The organism is Streptomyces sp. NPDC051218, assembly GCF_044455475.1.
Classification (GTDB): Bacteria; Actinomycetota; Actinomycetes; order Streptomycetales; family Streptomycetaceae; genus Streptomyces.
In genome coordinates this window covers 383,534-397,247 of the sequence record NZ_JBITEU010000010.1, presented here as the reverse complement: position 1 = coordinate 397,247, position 13,714 = coordinate 383,534, and the positions used below count along the sequence as shown (strand labels likewise).

The following is a 13,714-nucleotide window of genomic DNA, read 5'->3' as shown; positions in this document are numbered from 1 at the left end:
GGTTGAACGCCGCCCCGATCACGATCTTCCCGGCCGGATCGCCGGCCGCGGCACTGGCGTCCGCACTCCGGAGCGCGGGGCCCGTGCTGCCCGTCATGGCCCTTGTCGCCCTGCTCGCGCTCCCCGCGGCGCCGGGCGACGGCGGCTCCGGCGGCGGCTCCGGTGGCGGCACGATCGCCGACGCGGCCTCCGCTCTGGTGGTGCTCTGGTGCGTGGCCCGCACCGTGCGCGCGGCGCGTCGGCCGCTGACGCGGACCGCCGCCGTCGTGCTCGGTCTGCCGGTGCTCGGCATCGCCGTCGCGGCGGTCGGCGCGAGCACCGGGTCCGCCGGGGTGACCGGCCTGGTGCGCTACCTCCAGATCTTCGTCCTCGTACCGGCCGCCGTCCTGATGCTCGTGCGCGACCGCCGCGACTTCCGCCTGGTGGCCTGGTCCCTCATCGCCCTCGCCCTCTTCCAGGGCTCGATCGGCGTCTACCAGTACGCCACGGGCACGGGCGCCAGCTACATGGGTTCGGACGTCCGGGCCGTGGGCACCTTCGGCCCGACGGACGTCATGGGGATGTCGACCGTGGTGGCGTACGGCCTGGTGTGCGCGGTCGCCCTCGCGCTCGGCCCGGCTTCCCCGATGCAGCGTCAAATGGTGGTGAGCCAAAGGCAGTTGGCTCTGGTGTGCGCGCTGCTTCTGATCGTTCCGCTCGCGCTCTCCTTCAGCCGTGGCGCCTGGATCGCCACCGTCGTGGCCTGCGGCGCGCAGCTGGGCCTCGCGGGCGTACGGAACGCGCTGCGGGCCCTCGCGGTGGCGGCGGCCGCAGCCGTGGTCCTCGTGGGCGGGTTCGGCATCGGCACGCAGATGCTCCAGGAGCGCGTCGCCAGCATCACGCAGGTCACCGACGCCCCCGACCAGTCGGTCACCGACCGGTACACCATGTGGGCCGCCGCGGTGGACATGTGGCGTGCCGAGCCGGTGACGGGCGTGGGGCTCAAGGCCTTCCCCGACCACCGCGACAGCCACGCCTCGCTCGCCCTTTCATCGGCCAGCGACACCGCGGGCGCGGGCGCGAAGTTCAGCCGCCAGCCGCTGCTCTCCCCGCACAACATGTACCTGCTCGTCCTCGGCGAACAGGGCCTGCTCGGCCTGTGCGCCCTGGTGGGCAGTTGGGCGGCCTTCCTGCTGCTCGGCCTGCGACGCCTCACCCGGGTGCGCGGGGGCGTCGGCGCGGACTGCGCGCTCGCCGCGTGCGGGCTCCTGGTCTGGCAGCTGGTGGACTTCAGTTACGCCGACATCGGTGGCCCGTCGACGGTGCTCACGGCCGTGGTCCTCGGGCTCGTGGCCTGGTGGGCGCTGTCCGGCAGCGCCCTGTCCGCCGTGGCGCCGGGGGAGGTACCGCGATGACCTCCACGACCCACTCCGTGAACACGGAAGCGGCAGGCACGGTGCCCGCTCCGGCGACCGGGGCCGAGCCCGTCAGGGGCGCCGACCCCTCCAACGGCTTCCTCGCCAAGGCCGCGCTGGTCACCGCGTTCCTCACGGTGGCCGGATCGGTGCTCGGGCTCGTACGCGACCAGGCGCTCGCCCACTTCTTCGGGGCGGGCCCCGAGACCGACGCCTTCCTCGTCGCGTGGACCGTCCCCGAGGTGGCCACCACCCTGCTCATCGAGGACGGCCTCGCGTTCGCGCTCGTCCCCGCCTTCAGCATGGCGCTGGCCCGCCGCGGCCGTGGCACGGGCCGCGACCCGGTCCGCGCCCTGGTCGCCAAGTCGCTGCCCCGCCTGATGCTGGCCTCCGGGGCCGTCGCGCTGATCCTGATGGCCGGGGCGCCCGTCCTGGTGGAGATCCTCGCGCCGGGGCTGCCCGACCCGCGGCTCGCCGTGGACTGCACGCTGCTCACCGCCACCTGCGTCTTCACGTTCGGCCTCGCGGGGTACTGCAGTGCGGCCCTGCGCGCCCACCGCAGGTTCGTGGCCCCGGCGGGCATCTACGTCTTCTACAACATCGGCATCATCACCGCCGTGTTCGTCCTGGCCCCGCGCTACGGCGTCCGGGCGGCGGCCCTGGGCGTCGCGGTCGGCGGCGTACTCATGGTGCTCGTCCAGGCCCCCTCGCTCTGGAGGCAGCTCACCCGTGACACGGCGGAAGCGCCCGTCGAGACGGAGCCGGGTCTCCCGTCACCCGCGCTGATGAGCGGCGCCCTCGTCGCCACCGTGCTGCTGTTCGCGCTGTGCCGGCAGTCGCAGGTGCTCATCGAGCGCTTCCTGGCGTCCTCGCTGGAATCGGGGGCCATCTCGCACCTCAACTACGCCCAGAAAGTGGCGCAGGTGCCGATGATGCTCTCCCTGATGCTGTGCACGGTCACGCTCCCCGTCGTCGCACGCGCCCTGGCCGACGGCGACGTCAAGCGCGCCAGGTCGCGCGTGGAGCGGGACCTGGGCCTGGCCGGCTGCGTGGTCCTGCTCGGCACCGCCGTGGTGATCGCCTGCGCGCCGCAGCTCATCCAACTCCTCTTCCAGCGCGGTGCGTTCACCGCGGACGACACGGTCGCCACGGCCGCCGTGATGCGCGTGTACGCCCTGGGGCTCCTCGGCCACACGCTGGTGGGAGCGCTCGTCCGCTCCTACTTCTCCGGCGGGCGCGCCACCTGGTTCCCGCTGGGCGCGATGGCGGTCGGGGTCACCGCGACCGCGGGGATCGGCAGCTGGACGGTGGACCTGTGGGGCGTACGCGGCATCGCGCTCGCCAACGCGGCGGGCATCAGCGTCACCGCCTTCGTGCTGCTGTGCGGGATGGGTCCGCGCAATGTGCCGATCCGGGTCCGCAGGGTGGTGGGCGAACTGCTCAAGCCGGTGACCGCGACGGGGTGTGCCACCGCCGCCGGATGGGCCGTCGCGGGCGGCTTCGGCTCGCCGTTCGCCGCCTTCGCCGCCGGTTCGTCGGCCGTCGGCGCCGTCTTCGTCCTGGTGCTCTGGGTCCTGAAGGCCCAGGCCGTCGCGCCGGTACTCCGCTCCGTCACATCCGCCACACGAAAGCTCACGCATGTCCGTTGACACAGCACTCGGTGAGACCCCCCGTACCCGGCGCCCGCGGCACTGGCTGCCCGAAGCGCCGATGTGGGTGGCGATGTACCACTCCGTGGCCAACTGCGCGGACGACCCCTACAAGATCACCGTCTCGCCCGAACGCCTCGCGGCCCAGCTGCGCTGGCTGCGCCGCCAGGGCCTGCGCGGGGTGAGCATGTCGCGGCTGCTCACGGCCCGCGCCCGTGGCGAGGGGCGCGACCTGGTCGGCCTCACCTTCGACGACGGGTACGCCGACTTCGTCACCAACGCCCTGCCCCTTCTGCACCACTACGACTTCGACGCCACCCTCTTCGTGCTCCCCGGCCGCCTCGCGGGCGACAACGCGTGGGACCCGCTGGGCCCGCGCAAACCGCTCCTCGACGCGGAGGGCATCCGCCGCGCCGCCGCCGAGGGGATCGAGGTCGCCTCGCACGGCCTCACCCACGTCGACCTCACGCAGGCGGACGACCGGCTGCTGTGGCAGGAGACCAGCGGCAGCCGGGTCGCTCTCTCCGACCTCATCGGCCGCGAGGTCGAGGGCTTCTGCTATCCGTACGGCACCGTCGACCAGCGCGTCATCGAGTCCGTACGAGCGGCCGGCTACCGCTACGGGTGCGCGATCTCCCCGGGCGCCCTGACCGGAGTGCACGCCGTGCCGCGCGTCCACATCGGGCAGGAGGACACCGCCCTGCGGCTCCAGCTGAAGCTGCGGCTCAACCGGCTGCGCCGCCGTACGGTCCGCGAACCGGCGGTGACCGAATGAGAGCCCTGCACATCATCACCGGCCTCGGGGTCGGCGGCGCCGAGCAGCAACTACGCCTGCTCCTACGTCATTTGCCGGTCAGCAGTGACGTCGTGACGCTCACCAACCCGGGGCCGGTCGCCGACGGCCTCACGGCGGACGGAGTGCGCGTCATCCACCTGGGCATGTCCGGCAACCGCGACCTGGGTGCGGTGCCGCGCCTCGCGAAGGTCATCCGGGGTGGCGGATACGACCTCGTGCACACCCACCTGTACCGGGCCTGCCTCTACGGCCGCATCGCAGCGCGTCTGGCGGGGACGCGCGCCGTCGTGGCCACCGAACACTCCCTCGGCGACTCGCAGATGGAGGGCAGGCCGCTCACCGCGGGGGTCCGCGCGCTGTATCTGACGGGCGAACGTCTGGGGCGGGCCACGGTGGCGGTCTCTCCGTCCGTCGCCGAGCGGCTCAGGAGCTGGGGTGTGCCCCGGCAGCGCATCCACGTCGTACCGAACGGCATCGACGTCGAGCGGTTCCGCTTCGACCCGCGGGCCCGGATCGCCGCGCGCCGTCAACTGGGCCTTCCGGACGAGGCGTTCGTCGTCGGCGGGGTCGGCCGCCTCACCCCCGGCAAGCGGTTCGACGTCCTGCTGCACGCCCTGGCGAGGCTGCCACGTGACGTGCGTGTACTGCTGGTGGGGGGCGGGCCCGAGGAGGCGGGTCTGCGGGCGGCGGCGGCTCAACTTGGCGTTGTGGACCGGGTGTTGTTCGCCGGGGAGCGGCCTCACACGGCAGAGGCGGGGCCTTGCGAGGAGGGGCGTTTCGCGGTGGGGCTCTCCGAGGCGGAGGCCGACCTCCCGGCGCTCCTCGCCGCCATGGACGTCCTCGCATCGCCGTCGCCCGAGGAGGCCTTCGGCCTCGCCGTCGTGGAGGGTCTCGCCGCCGGGCTGCCGGTGCTCTACGTCCGGTGCCCCGCCGTCGAGGACCTCCCGCCGGACGCGGCCGTCGGCGCCGAACGCGTCCTGGGTGACCCGGATTCCTTCGCGCGGGCGCTGCTGCGGGCCCGGTCGGCGGGCCCACGGCCGCGCCTGCCCCTGGAGGCCGCGCACCGCTACAGCATCACCCGCAGCGCAACACAGCTGATGCACGTATACGAGGCAGCCGCCTCCGGCTCGACCCCGAGAGTGAGTTCCTGATGACCGATACCCTCAGCAGGCGGTTCCGCCCGGCCGACGCGGCCCCGATGCTGGCCCGCGTGAAGCGCCTGCCCGCCTGGTGGCTCCTGCCCGCGGGCGCCACGCTCGGCGCCCTCACCGGCGGCCTGTACGGCGCGGTCGCGACACCCGAGTACACCGCGACCAGCTATGTGATCGCCGTACCGCAGAAGGACTCCGACCCCGCCGCCGCGCTGGGCTTCGCCACGGCGTACGGCCGGGTCGCCACGCAGCTCGCGGTGCTCGGCGACGCACAGGTGGAGTCGGGCGTCTCGCCGCGGACACTGCGCGAGAGCGTGCAGGCCGCCACATCGCCCGACGCCCCGATGATCTCCATCTCGGCGTCCGCGGCCAAGCCGGGCAAGGCCGCCGACATCGCCAACGCCGTGGCGCGCTCCCTGACCAACAACGCGAACCACACCAAGGAGAGCACGCAGGTACGCCTCCTGCAGCTCTCCCGGGCTGTCGAGCCCGATGCGCCCGCTTCGGCGACCGCGCCCATGACCGCCCTGGTCGGGGCCTGCGCGGGAGGGCTGCTCGGCGGGCTCGCCCTCCTCGTGCGCCCCCGCCGCGGCGAGGACACGCCGTCGGCCGCGGTGCCCGGCCCCGCGCAGTCCGCCGACCTCAACCGGGACAGGTGATGGGGGTGGCCGACAGTGCCCTGACGGTCGAACTCTGCACGGACGAGGCGGAATTCGGAGCGCTCGCCACGGCGTGGGCCGGGCTGCACCGCAGGTGCCGGACGGCGACACCGTTCCAGAGCCACGCGTGGCTGCACTCCTGGTGGCTCTCCTACGGCACGCGCGGGCGCCTCCGCGTGGTCCTGGTGCGCAGGGGCGGCGAGCTCGTCGCCGCGGCGCCGCTGATGCGCGCGTACGTACCGCTCCCCGTGCTCGTGCCGCTGGGCGGTGCGATCTCCGACTTCACTGACGTGCTGCTCGACGACGCGTGCGCCGACGAGGCCGCGGACGCGCTGGCCGACGGCCTGTCGGAACTGGCCCGCGGCGCACTGATCGACTTCCGCGAGGTCAGGTCGGGCGCCGCGGTCGAGCGCATCTACGAACGCTGGAGCGGGCCCCGGCTCCGCCTCACCGGCTCGCTCTGCCTGGAGCTGCCCAGCACGTCGCTGCCCGAGCTGCTCGGACGGCTTCCCGCGCCCCGGGCACAGCGGGCGCGCGCCAAGATCCGGAAGCTGCAGGCGGTCGGCGTCGAGCGACGGGTCGTAGGGCTCGACGAGGTGGACGACTCCATGCGCACGCTCCTGCGCCTGCACCAACTCCAGTGGCAGGGGCGCAAGGTGACCCCGGAGCACCTCCGGCCGCGGTTCTCGGAGCACCTGATCAGGTCGGTCGGGCTCATGGTCAGGGAGGGGGGCGCGGTGGTCACCGAGTTCCGGCTCGACGACGCCGTGGTGGCCACCGATCTGACCCTGCTCTCGTCCCACCTGGCCGGGGGCTATCTGTACGGGGCGGATCCGCGGCTGCGCGAGCGGAAGGTGGACGTGGCGACGATGCTCCTGCACGCCTGCACGGAGTACCACGCCTCCACGGAGGCCGCTGACAGCGGCCGGAGCCGGGTCCTCAGCCTCCTGCGCGGCGACGAACCGTACAAGCACCACTGGCGCCCCGAGGAGGCGACCAACCACCGGCTGCTCCTCGCCCGCCGGCGCACCGCTCCTGTACTGCGGGCCGCCGCGTGGGAGGCGGCGGCCCGCAGCCGGGCCAAGGAGTTCCGGCGCAAGCGCGGGGAACGCCAGGAACGGTCCTGACCGGTACCTGATTCCTGACCGGTTCCTGATTCCTGACCGGTGCCGGTTACGACCGCTTGTACCAGTCGAGGCGCATGCACAGCTTGCCGCCGAGCCAGTGCTCCACCCAGTCGCCCAGGTTCAGCGGGGAACAGTTCGGCGGTGTCGTGGGCTTCGTCGGCTCCGGGGTCGGCCCGGTGTCCTTGCGGCCGAAGAGCAGCGCCCGGTAGGCCTTGGACGACTTGGGATTGTCGTCGCACTGCCATACGCCGTGCGGGCAGTAGTCGGTGACGGTGTTGTACAGCGGCTTGTGCTCGTCCATCCAGGCGAGCATCTTCCGCATGTACTCCTCGTTGTCGCCGTTACGGAAGAGGCCCCACTCCGGGTAGGAGATCTCCTTGCCGTGGGCCTTGGCGAATTCCACGTGCTGCTTCAGGCCGTACGGCTCGCTGACCTGCTCGGCGAAGTCGGTGCCCATCGGCTGGTCGTACGAGTCCATGCCGACGATGTCCACGACGTCGTCACCCGGATAACACTGCGTCCAGGGAATCGCGTCCCGGCCCCTGTTCGGTGTGAAGTCGAACTTGAACTTCTGGCCCGGCACCGAACGCATCGTCGTGACGATGCGCTTCCAGTACTTCTTCCAGGACTCCGGATCGGGCCCGCACCGGTGGGTGTACGTGGTGCCATTCATCTCCCAGCCGAGCACCACGACGGTGTCCGGAACATTGAGCTTCACGAGCCGCTCGGCGAGGACGCGGAAATGCTGGTCGAACGCGCCCGCGGCGGCCCGGCGGAGCAGTGAACGGACCTCCCAGTCGCCGACGTGGTCCTCGTTGCGCTCCATCATGGGGACGTTGAGCACGAAGAGCCGGTCGTCCTTCGCGCGCCGCCACTGTGCCCAGCTCTCCAGGAAGTTCGGGGCCCCCTCGATATTGCTCCACCGGTCACCCGGCAGATAGGTGTGCCCCACGCGCAGCTCGGCACCGCCCAGCCATTTGCTGAGGTCGGTCATGCGCTCCACGCCCTGGGGCCCGTACGTGAGGTAGGCGCCGAACGCGGGCGAACCGACCGGGGGCGTCGTGACGGTGGGGGAAGGGGTGGGGGAGGGGGAGGCAGCCGGGGGCGTCGTCGTCGCCGCCGCCGTCGTCGGCAGGCCGGGCAGGGAGGCCGGTGGCTCGGGGTCCTGTCCGGCTCCCCACGCGTAACCGGGTCCGACGGCGAGCGCTGCCGACACGATGATTCCGGTGGCAACGAATGCCGGCCGTTTACTGATGGTCCGGCGTCTCTGCAAGGCCATGTCCGCTCCTTATGCTGCGCCTCCGTCTACTGACACTCAGTCATATGTATTTCTATTGCGCCGATCGAGCCCGTAATCCTCTGGGCGTGCCCACCGCCCGCATGGGGGATCAAATGGAGAGGATTCGGCCGTGCCGTGGCGTCGGTGTGCTGCCCTTCGGCAGGCAGCCCTGGAGACCGCGGAGCTCCTCGCCGAGCAGGGAACGCGCGTTTCGGGTGCTCGCCCATTCGCGCCGGCTGAACTGGAACAGCGTGCCTCCGACGTGGCAGCGCCCGTGGCGGGGGTCGTCGAGGCGTCACTCGCGGCGGGCCGGGTGCGGCTTGCGACCGTGCGGCGGGCCTGGTGACGGCGTTCAGCTTTGGTCCGGCCATGCGCTTCGTGCACGGGGCGTCGGCTGGTACGGGGCCCCCGGTCGTCAAGCTCCGAGGGGGGAACTCCGCCTCTCGGGAACCCGATCAGGTGATGCGGTCGGCGAACGGGTGAATCGGTTCTTCGTCCACGGTGGTCAGGTGGTGGACTCTGTCGTCATGGGACGGGCCTGGTTGCCCTCCGCCAGCCGTCGGCGTCTTCGCCGTAGGTCGGCAACACCCCCCTCGCGGGCCGGCCCCCCTCGCCTCCTGGCGGGGAAGAGACCCTCGGGTGTCTCTTCCCCGCCAGTTGCGTGTCCGGGTGTCCTAGCGGCCGGACGAGGCGCGTCCGCGGCGGTACAGGATCCCCCCGCCGACCAGCAGGGCGGCGCTGGCGGCTGCGGCGGTCAGGAGGTCCTGGTCCCCGCCGGTCGCGGCGAGCCGGGCTGCCGCGTGCTGCGCCTCGTGGGCGACCGACGGCGCCTGCCGGGATGCCGAGGTCGAGGAGGCCACGTACTGCGGCGGACCGGCCTTCACGGGCGGCATGGCACGATCGGTCGGCGGCTCGACGGTCCGGGGAGTCGTCTCCGCCTCGGGCGGCAGCTCGGTCGAGGGAGGCGTCTCGTGCCGCGGGGGCTTCGGCGCGGGCGCCCCATTGGAGCAGCTGTTGCCGCCCGTCGGGTTGAGCAGGCCGACGATGTCCACGGTGTTGCCGCAGGCGTTGACCGGGACGTCCGCGGGCGCCTGGGCGTTGTTGCCCGACAGGACGCCGGGCGAGTTGGTGGCCTCGCCCTGAGCCACCGACTGGGTGCCCGCGTGCGTGCCCGGGTGGGAGCCCGGGTGGGAGCCGTGGGTGCCCGAGTGGCTGTCCCTGTCCGGGGTGTGGTCGTCATCCGAGCCGTAACCCCGGCCTTCGTCCGTCCGCGCGCTGCCCCCTCGCTCCTGCGTCACCGTACGTTCCGGTGCTCCGCGGTGCTCCTTGTGCGAAGCCCCCGCGTTCGCGCAGTTGTTGCCCATGGCGGGGTTGCCCACGCCGACCACGTTCGCGCTGTTGCCGCAGGCGTTCACCGGCACCTCGACGGGGGCCTGCACGCTGTTCCCCGACAAGATCCCGGGCGAATTCGCCGCCACGGCGTCCCCGCCCGCGGCGAACGCGTTCGAGCCGGACAGGGAGAGGATGCTGCTCGCGGCCGCGGTCGCGAGCATCCCTTTACCAATGACCTGTCGCATCTAGTTGTCTTCCTCTGAGCAGTGGAAAGCCGGCCTTGGAGGCGTAGCGACGCGCTCCGAGGCCGGCCATGAAAAGCAGCCTGGTGGCTGGGTGCTACCTCAGACGTTGGCGCAGGTGTTGCCGAACGTCGGGTTCAGCAGGGCGATCACGTCGATGGTGTTGCCGCACACGTTGAGCGGAACGTGGAGCGGGACCTGGACGACGTTGCCGGAGAGAACGCCCGGGGAGCCGACGGCCGCGGCCTGGGCACCGGAGTCGGCGAAGGCGGGGGCAGCCATGCTCATGGCCATCACGACACCAGCGATGATCGTCGCGCTCTTCTTGTGCTTCACAGATGTTCCCTTCTCTGTGGTCATGCCGATCTGGCAGTCGAAACCGAGCGAGCACTTCATGTACGTCTCGCACCATGACCCGCAGTTGGCAAACGAGTTGACGGTCCCGAGGAAACCGCCGGTTTCGACCGTTCAGTAAATTCACCCGAATTACCGCATTCGAGTTACCGCATCGGAGAATGAAGAAGCCCGGGCCGCCTGCCACGCCGTGCGGCGGTCAGGCGGCCCGAGCGATCCTCAGCCGGCAGGTCAGCCGTTGAGCTCACCGTTCCCGGACAGGACCGGGATGTCGTTGAGGATGTGCGACAGCGGCTCGTCGCCCTTGGCCTGCGTCGAGTTCTCGGTGCACTGCTGGTTCTGCGGCGCCGACAGGATCGGGATGTCCTGGACACCGACGTTGACGAGCCCGACCAGCGAGGTCAGGTTCGCCTTGACCGGCAGACCGACACAGGGCTTGTTCAGCGAACCCTGGACGAGGGAGAGCTGGGGGCTCATGTCGCCGTGCGTCGCGGAGTTGCCGTACGCCTGCTTGGAGCCGTTGCCGCTCAGGGAGGTGGTGCCGTGGTCGTCACCGATGGCCAGCGCCGACGGGGCCGCCGCGGCGGACATACCGACGACGGAAACGGCAACTGCCGCCGTGGCCATAGCCTTCTTCATCATTTTGTGTGTTCCTTTTCTGGCAGAAGCTCGAGTCACTGCGGACTGAACAACCGGTCGGCGCGAGTTTGAGTTTCGGGGCTTCACTCGGTTGGGGTGCGTGTCTGCTCCGCATTGGGCCATCAGAGTGAATGGGAGCAACTAAGCGCAGGGCGTGGAGTTAATCAGAGCGCTCCGGCGAACGGGGTTTCTCCAGAAGGGAATTAGTTGTGATCAAGAAGGGTATGGCCGCAGCCGCGGTTGCTGTCTCCGTCGTCGGCATGTCGGCCGCAGCAGCTCCGTCGGCGATGGCGATCGGCGACGACCACGGCACGACGTCGCTCAGCGGTAACGGCGCCCAGCAGGCGTACGGCAACTCCGCCACGTACGGCAACATGAGCCCGCAGATGGCGCTGATCCAGGGCTCGCTGAACAAGCCCTGCATCGGTCTCCCCGTCAAGGCGAACCTGACCTCGCTCGTCGGGCTCGTCAACGTCGGTGTCCAGGACATCCCGATCCTGTCGGCGCCGCAGAACCAGCAGTGCACCGAGAACTCGACGCAGGCCAAGGGCGACGAGCCGCTGTCGCACATCCTCTCCGACATCCCGGTCCTGTCCGGGAACGGCAAGGGCAACCACTGATCCTTCACGCATCGCACAGCGGGCCGCCGTTCACCGGCGGCCCGCTGCCGTGTGCCCCACCGTCCGCGATCAGCCCCGCGGCCAGTGATCGCGCGTGACGAGCGCTCTCCATTCCTGGTCGGGACGGCCCGGAACGGTTCTCCCCTGCCGCGCCCAGGAATCCTGCAACGACGTGAAGATGGGGTCATCGACGCGGCACTCCGGAGAATTCCTGCTCACCGGGATGAGGCTCTGCCGCTTCCATTGACGCTTGAAGTCAGCCATGTTCCCTCGCCATCGACGGGCGTGTGTCGAGCCATCTGTTCCAGATGTGACATCCGGGGAAACCGAACGGCTTAGGGCGAACGAGTTGTTGTTCGTGCGCGCCACGAACTCCCGCACTCGGCGGTGCCGACGAGCGGTTTACCGTTTCTTCGTCCCGGTTCCCCCGCAGCGGAGTTCAGCTTGCGTACTCACGTCAAGTCATCGGCCGGATCCCGGCGTGCGCGAAGGCTGCGCGGCGCCGTCCCGGTGATTCTTCTGGTCGCCGCCGCCGTGGGAATGGGAAATGCCGCGGCACTGCCGCTCCCTGTCCAACGCGTCGATGTCTTCGGCGACATGAAGAATCGACCGAACGAGGGAAGCGGTACGAATATCCTTCTGATGGGGACGGACGGCCGCGACACCATTACGCGCAAGGAGAAGCGGGAGTACTACGCGGGCGGAGTCGCCTGCGACTGCACGGACACGCTCATGCTGGTCCATGTCTCGCAGGCACAGGACCGCGTCAGCGTCGTCAGCCTCCCCAGGGACTCCTACGCCGACATCCCGGCCCACCGTGACAAGGCCACGGGGCAGGAACGTCCCGCACGGCCGGGGAAGATCAACGGCGCCTATGCGCAAGGCGGTCCCGCGCTCTCGGTGCGGACGGTCGAGTCGATGACCGGCGTCCGCGTCGACCGGTATCTGCAGCTCGATTTCCGGCGCTTCATGGACAGCGTCGAGACGGTCGGCGGCGTACAGGTCTGCACGCCCCGCGCGCTCAAGGACAAGACGACGAAGCTCGACCTGGCTCCCGGCAGCCATCTGCTCAACGGCGGCCGGTCCTTGCAGTACGTCCGCTCCCGCCACGTCGACAACAGCGCCGACTTCGGGCGCATCCAGCGCCAGCAGCGCTTCCTCGTCGCCGCGTTGCGCGGCGTACGGACGGAGAACGTCCTGGCCGACCCGGTCAGGGCGGCGCGGCTCGCACGGCTGCTCGTCGGCTCGGCGCGGGTCGACCGGGGCTTCAGCACCGAGCAGGTCCTGACGCTGGCGACGCGTCTTGGCAGGCTCCCCGCGTCGTCCATGGAGTTCACCACGGTGCCGGTCAGTGGCTTCAGCGGGAAGCTGAACGGAGCGCTCCAGTGGGACAGGGCCAAGGCCGGCAAGGTCTTCACGGCTCTCCAGCAGGACCAGCCCCTGACGACCCCCGACTCGCAAGCCAGGCTGAGCGATCCGCCGCGCTTCGAGAGCCCGGCGACCGTTCGCGGTGACACCTTGGAATGCCGTTGACGGCGCTCTGATTACTGGGCCAACCGGGTCGAAGGTCGAAACCATCGCCGTGTCAGGCAGTTGATCATCACGCGGCTCTGCCAAGGGAGCCCGCTCTTGAAGGGAATCAAAATGAACAAGCTGTGGGCATCCGCGGCCATTGCCGCCTCCGTCGCCGGTATCTCGGCAGGGATGGCCCCCCAGGCCCTGGCGATCGGCGACGACCGCGGCACCACGTCGCTCAGCGGCAACGGCGCCGAGACGGCGTTCGGCAACTCCGCGACCAAGGGCAACCAGAGCCCCCAGCTCACGCTCGTCCAGGGCACGCTGAACAAGCCCTGTGTCGCCCTGCCGGTCAAGGCGAACGTCACCTCGCTCGTCGCGCTGGTGAACGTCGGTGTCCAGGACATCCCGGTCCTGTCGGCGCCGCAGAACCAGCAGTGCACCGAGAACTCGACGCAGGCCAAGGGCGACGAGCCGATCTCGCACATCCTCAACGACATCCCGGTCCTGTCGGGCAACGGCTCCGGCAACGGCTGACCAAGCCCTCGGGGGCCGGCCGTCGTCGTGCCGGCCGGCCCCTTCGGCTCTCCCCCCGTGTCGCCTCCACCGTGTGGAGGCGACACGCCGGGGGTAGAGGCCCGGCGTGATTGAACTCGCCGAAATGATCGCGCAGTTACGTGGGCAACTCTCCGCCGCCATGGCCGCGGCCGAAGATGCCGAGGACACTGATCTGCGCTTCGAGCTGGGTGCCGTACAGCTGGAGGCGGAGTTCGTCGTCCAGCGGTCCGCGGGAGCTGACGGCAGGATCCGCTTCTGGGTCGTCGAGGCAGGTGCCTCCGGCCAGCAGGCGAACAGCACCACCCATCGTGTGTCACTCAGCCTGGAACCCCGCGTCCGCGGCTCCGGTGAACGGCCCTGGGTCAGCGGTGACCGGACCGTGCGCGAGCGCTGAGCCCG

General features: G+C 70.8%; 14 protein-coding genes and 1 pseudogene. 11 read left to right on the top strand and 4 right to left on the bottom strand.

Translation table 11 applies throughout. The features are described 5' to 3' along the window. Nucleotides 1-2 precede the first annotated feature (2 nt). From ACIBCK_RS29800 to ACIBCK_RS29775, 6 genes are read left to right on the top strand one after another with little or no spacing between them, the layout of a single operon-like run. Complete coding sequence (locus ACIBCK_RS29800) at nucleotides 3-1,394, top strand: O-antigen ligase family protein (protein WP_399395192.1); 1,392 nt, start codon at nucleotides 3-5, stop codon at nucleotides 1,392-1,394. Beyond that, entirely contained in the window at nucleotides 1,391-3,043 is a 1,653-nt protein-coding gene (murJ, locus tag ACIBCK_RS29795; RefSeq protein ID WP_399395191.1) for a murein biosynthesis integral membrane protein MurJ, read from the top strand. The genes ACIBCK_RS29800 and murJ overlap by 4 nt, the downstream gene beginning before the upstream one ends. After that, nucleotides 3,033-3,818 (top strand): polysaccharide deacetylase family protein, encoded by a 786-nt coding sequence (locus ACIBCK_RS29790; RefSeq protein ID WP_399395189.1) that lies wholly within the window; start codon nucleotides 3,033-3,035, stop codon nucleotides 3,816-3,818. Before murJ ends, ACIBCK_RS29790 begins: the two co-directional genes overlap by 11 nt. Continuing rightward, nucleotides 3,815-4,990 carry a glycosyltransferase gene (locus ACIBCK_RS29785; protein ID WP_399395187.1) on the top strand — a complete coding sequence of 392 codons (1,176 nt, stop codon included), beginning with the start codon at nucleotides 3,815-3,817 and terminating at the stop codon, nucleotides 4,988-4,990. The genes ACIBCK_RS29790 and ACIBCK_RS29785 overlap by 4 nt, the downstream gene beginning before the upstream one ends. Continuing rightward, on the top strand, nucleotides 4,990-5,649 hold the full coding sequence (locus ACIBCK_RS29780; RefSeq protein WP_399395186.1) for a lipopolysaccharide biosynthesis protein: 660 nt from the start codon (nucleotides 4,990-4,992) through the stop codon (nucleotides 5,647-5,649). Before ACIBCK_RS29785 ends, ACIBCK_RS29780 begins: the two co-directional genes overlap by 1 nt. After that, nucleotides 5,649-6,776: a GNAT family N-acetyltransferase gene (locus ACIBCK_RS29775; RefSeq protein WP_399395184.1), complete on the top strand. Its 1,128-nt coding sequence runs from the start codon at nucleotides 5,649-5,651 to the stop codon at nucleotides 6,774-6,776. The genes ACIBCK_RS29780 and ACIBCK_RS29775 overlap by 1 nt, the downstream gene beginning before the upstream one ends. Nucleotides 6,777-6,822: 46 nt before the next feature. Here the strand turns inward: ACIBCK_RS29775 and ACIBCK_RS29770 are convergent, their stop codons facing one another. Next, a complete protein-coding gene (locus tag ACIBCK_RS29770) occupies nucleotides 6,823-8,055 on the bottom strand; it encodes a glycoside hydrolase family 26 protein (protein WP_399395182.1) in 1,233 nt (410 codons plus the stop codon). 160 nt (nucleotides 8,056-8,215) lie between these two features. Between ACIBCK_RS29770 and ACIBCK_RS29765 the strand changes: the two are divergent. Further along, nucleotides 8,216-8,381, top strand: a pseudogene (locus ACIBCK_RS29765) (dimethylaniline monooxygenase); the annotation flags it as partial. Between the two features lie 348 nt (nucleotides 8,382-8,729). Here ACIBCK_RS29765 and ACIBCK_RS29760 read toward each other — a convergent pair. The 3 genes from ACIBCK_RS29760 to ACIBCK_RS29750 all read right to left on the bottom strand — a co-directional run bounded on the left by ACIBCK_RS29760 (nucleotide 8,730) and on the right by ACIBCK_RS29750 (nucleotide 10,625). Next, complete coding sequence (locus ACIBCK_RS29760) at nucleotides 8,730-9,632, bottom strand: chaplin (RefSeq protein WP_399395180.1); 903 nt, start codon at nucleotides 9,630-9,632, stop codon at nucleotides 8,730-8,732. A gap of 99 nt (nucleotides 9,633-9,731) precedes the next feature. Then, nucleotides 9,732-9,989: a chaplin gene (locus tag ACIBCK_RS29755; RefSeq protein WP_399395340.1), complete on the bottom strand. Its 258-nt coding sequence runs from the start codon at nucleotides 9,987-9,989 to the stop codon at nucleotides 9,732-9,734. Between the two features lie 225 nt (nucleotides 9,990-10,214). Further along, nucleotides 10,215-10,625, bottom strand: a complete 411-nt coding sequence (locus ACIBCK_RS29750; protein ID WP_399395178.1) for a rodlin — start codon at nucleotides 10,623-10,625, stop codon at nucleotides 10,215-10,217. A gap of 206 nt (nucleotides 10,626-10,831) precedes the next feature. Between ACIBCK_RS29750 and ACIBCK_RS29745 the strand changes: the two genes are divergently transcribed. The 4 genes from ACIBCK_RS29745 (at nucleotide 10,832) to ACIBCK_RS29730 (ending at nucleotide 13,709) form a co-directional block, all read left to right on the top strand. After that, a complete protein-coding gene (locus ACIBCK_RS29745; RefSeq protein WP_399395177.1) occupies nucleotides 10,832-11,242 on the top strand; it encodes a rodlin in 411 nt (136 codons plus the stop codon). Between the two features lie 642 nt (nucleotides 11,243-11,884). After that, on the top strand, nucleotides 11,885-12,775 hold the full coding sequence (locus ACIBCK_RS29740; RefSeq protein ID WP_399395175.1) for an LCP family protein: 891 nt from the start codon (nucleotides 11,885-11,887) through the stop codon (nucleotides 12,773-12,775). A gap of 111 nt (nucleotides 12,776-12,886) precedes the next feature. Next, nucleotides 12,887-13,294, top strand: coding sequence for a rodlin (locus ACIBCK_RS29735; protein ID WP_367049225.1), 408 nt, complete (start codon nucleotides 12,887-12,889; stop codon nucleotides 13,292-13,294). Between the two features lie 106 nt (nucleotides 13,295-13,400). Beyond that, nucleotides 13,401-13,709: a trypco2 family protein gene (locus ACIBCK_RS29730; RefSeq protein WP_399395173.1), complete on the top strand. Its 309-nt coding sequence runs from the start codon at nucleotides 13,401-13,403 to the stop codon at nucleotides 13,707-13,709. Nucleotides 13,710-13,714: the final 5 nt, after the last annotated feature.

Excerpts from the sequence above, each read along its gene's own strand:
- ACIBCK_RS29760 (WP_399395180.1), bottom strand. The coding sequence starts at position 9,632 with ATGCGACAGGTCATTGGTAAAGGGATGCTCGCGACCGCGGCCGCGAGC.
- murJ (WP_399395191.1), top strand. The coding sequence starts at position 1,391 with ATGACCTCCACGACCCACTCCGTGAACACGGAAGCGGCAGGCACGGTG.
- ACIBCK_RS29770 (WP_399395182.1), bottom strand. The coding sequence starts at position 8,055 with ATGGCCTTGCAGAGACGCCGGACCATCAGTAAACGGCCGGCATTCGTT.
- ACIBCK_RS29790 (WP_399395189.1), top strand. The coding sequence starts at position 3,033 with ATGTCCGTTGACACAGCACTCGGTGAGACCCCCCGTACCCGGCGCCCG.
- ACIBCK_RS29785 (WP_399395187.1), top strand. The coding sequence starts at position 3,815 with ATGAGAGCCCTGCACATCATCACCGGCCTCGGGGTCGGCGGCGCCGAG.
- ACIBCK_RS29775 (WP_399395184.1), top strand. The coding sequence starts at position 5,649 with ATGGGGGTGGCCGACAGTGCCCTGACGGTCGAACTCTGCACGGACGAG.
- ACIBCK_RS29780 (WP_399395186.1), top strand. The coding sequence starts at position 4,990 with ATGACCGATACCCTCAGCAGGCGGTTCCGCCCGGCCGACGCGGCCCCG.
- ACIBCK_RS29755 (WP_399395340.1), bottom strand. The coding sequence starts at position 9,989 with ATGACCACAGAGAAGGGAACATCTGTGAAGCACAAGAAGAGCGCGACG.
- ACIBCK_RS29735 (WP_367049225.1), top strand. The coding sequence starts at position 12,887 with ATGAACAAGCTGTGGGCATCCGCGGCCATTGCCGCCTCCGTCGCCGGT.
- ACIBCK_RS29740 (WP_399395175.1), top strand. The coding sequence starts at position 11,885 with ATGGGGACGGACGGCCGCGACACCATTACGCGCAAGGAGAAGCGGGAG.
- ACIBCK_RS29750 (WP_399395178.1), bottom strand. The coding sequence starts at position 10,625 with ATGATGAAGAAGGCTATGGCCACGGCGGCAGTTGCCGTTTCCGTCGTC.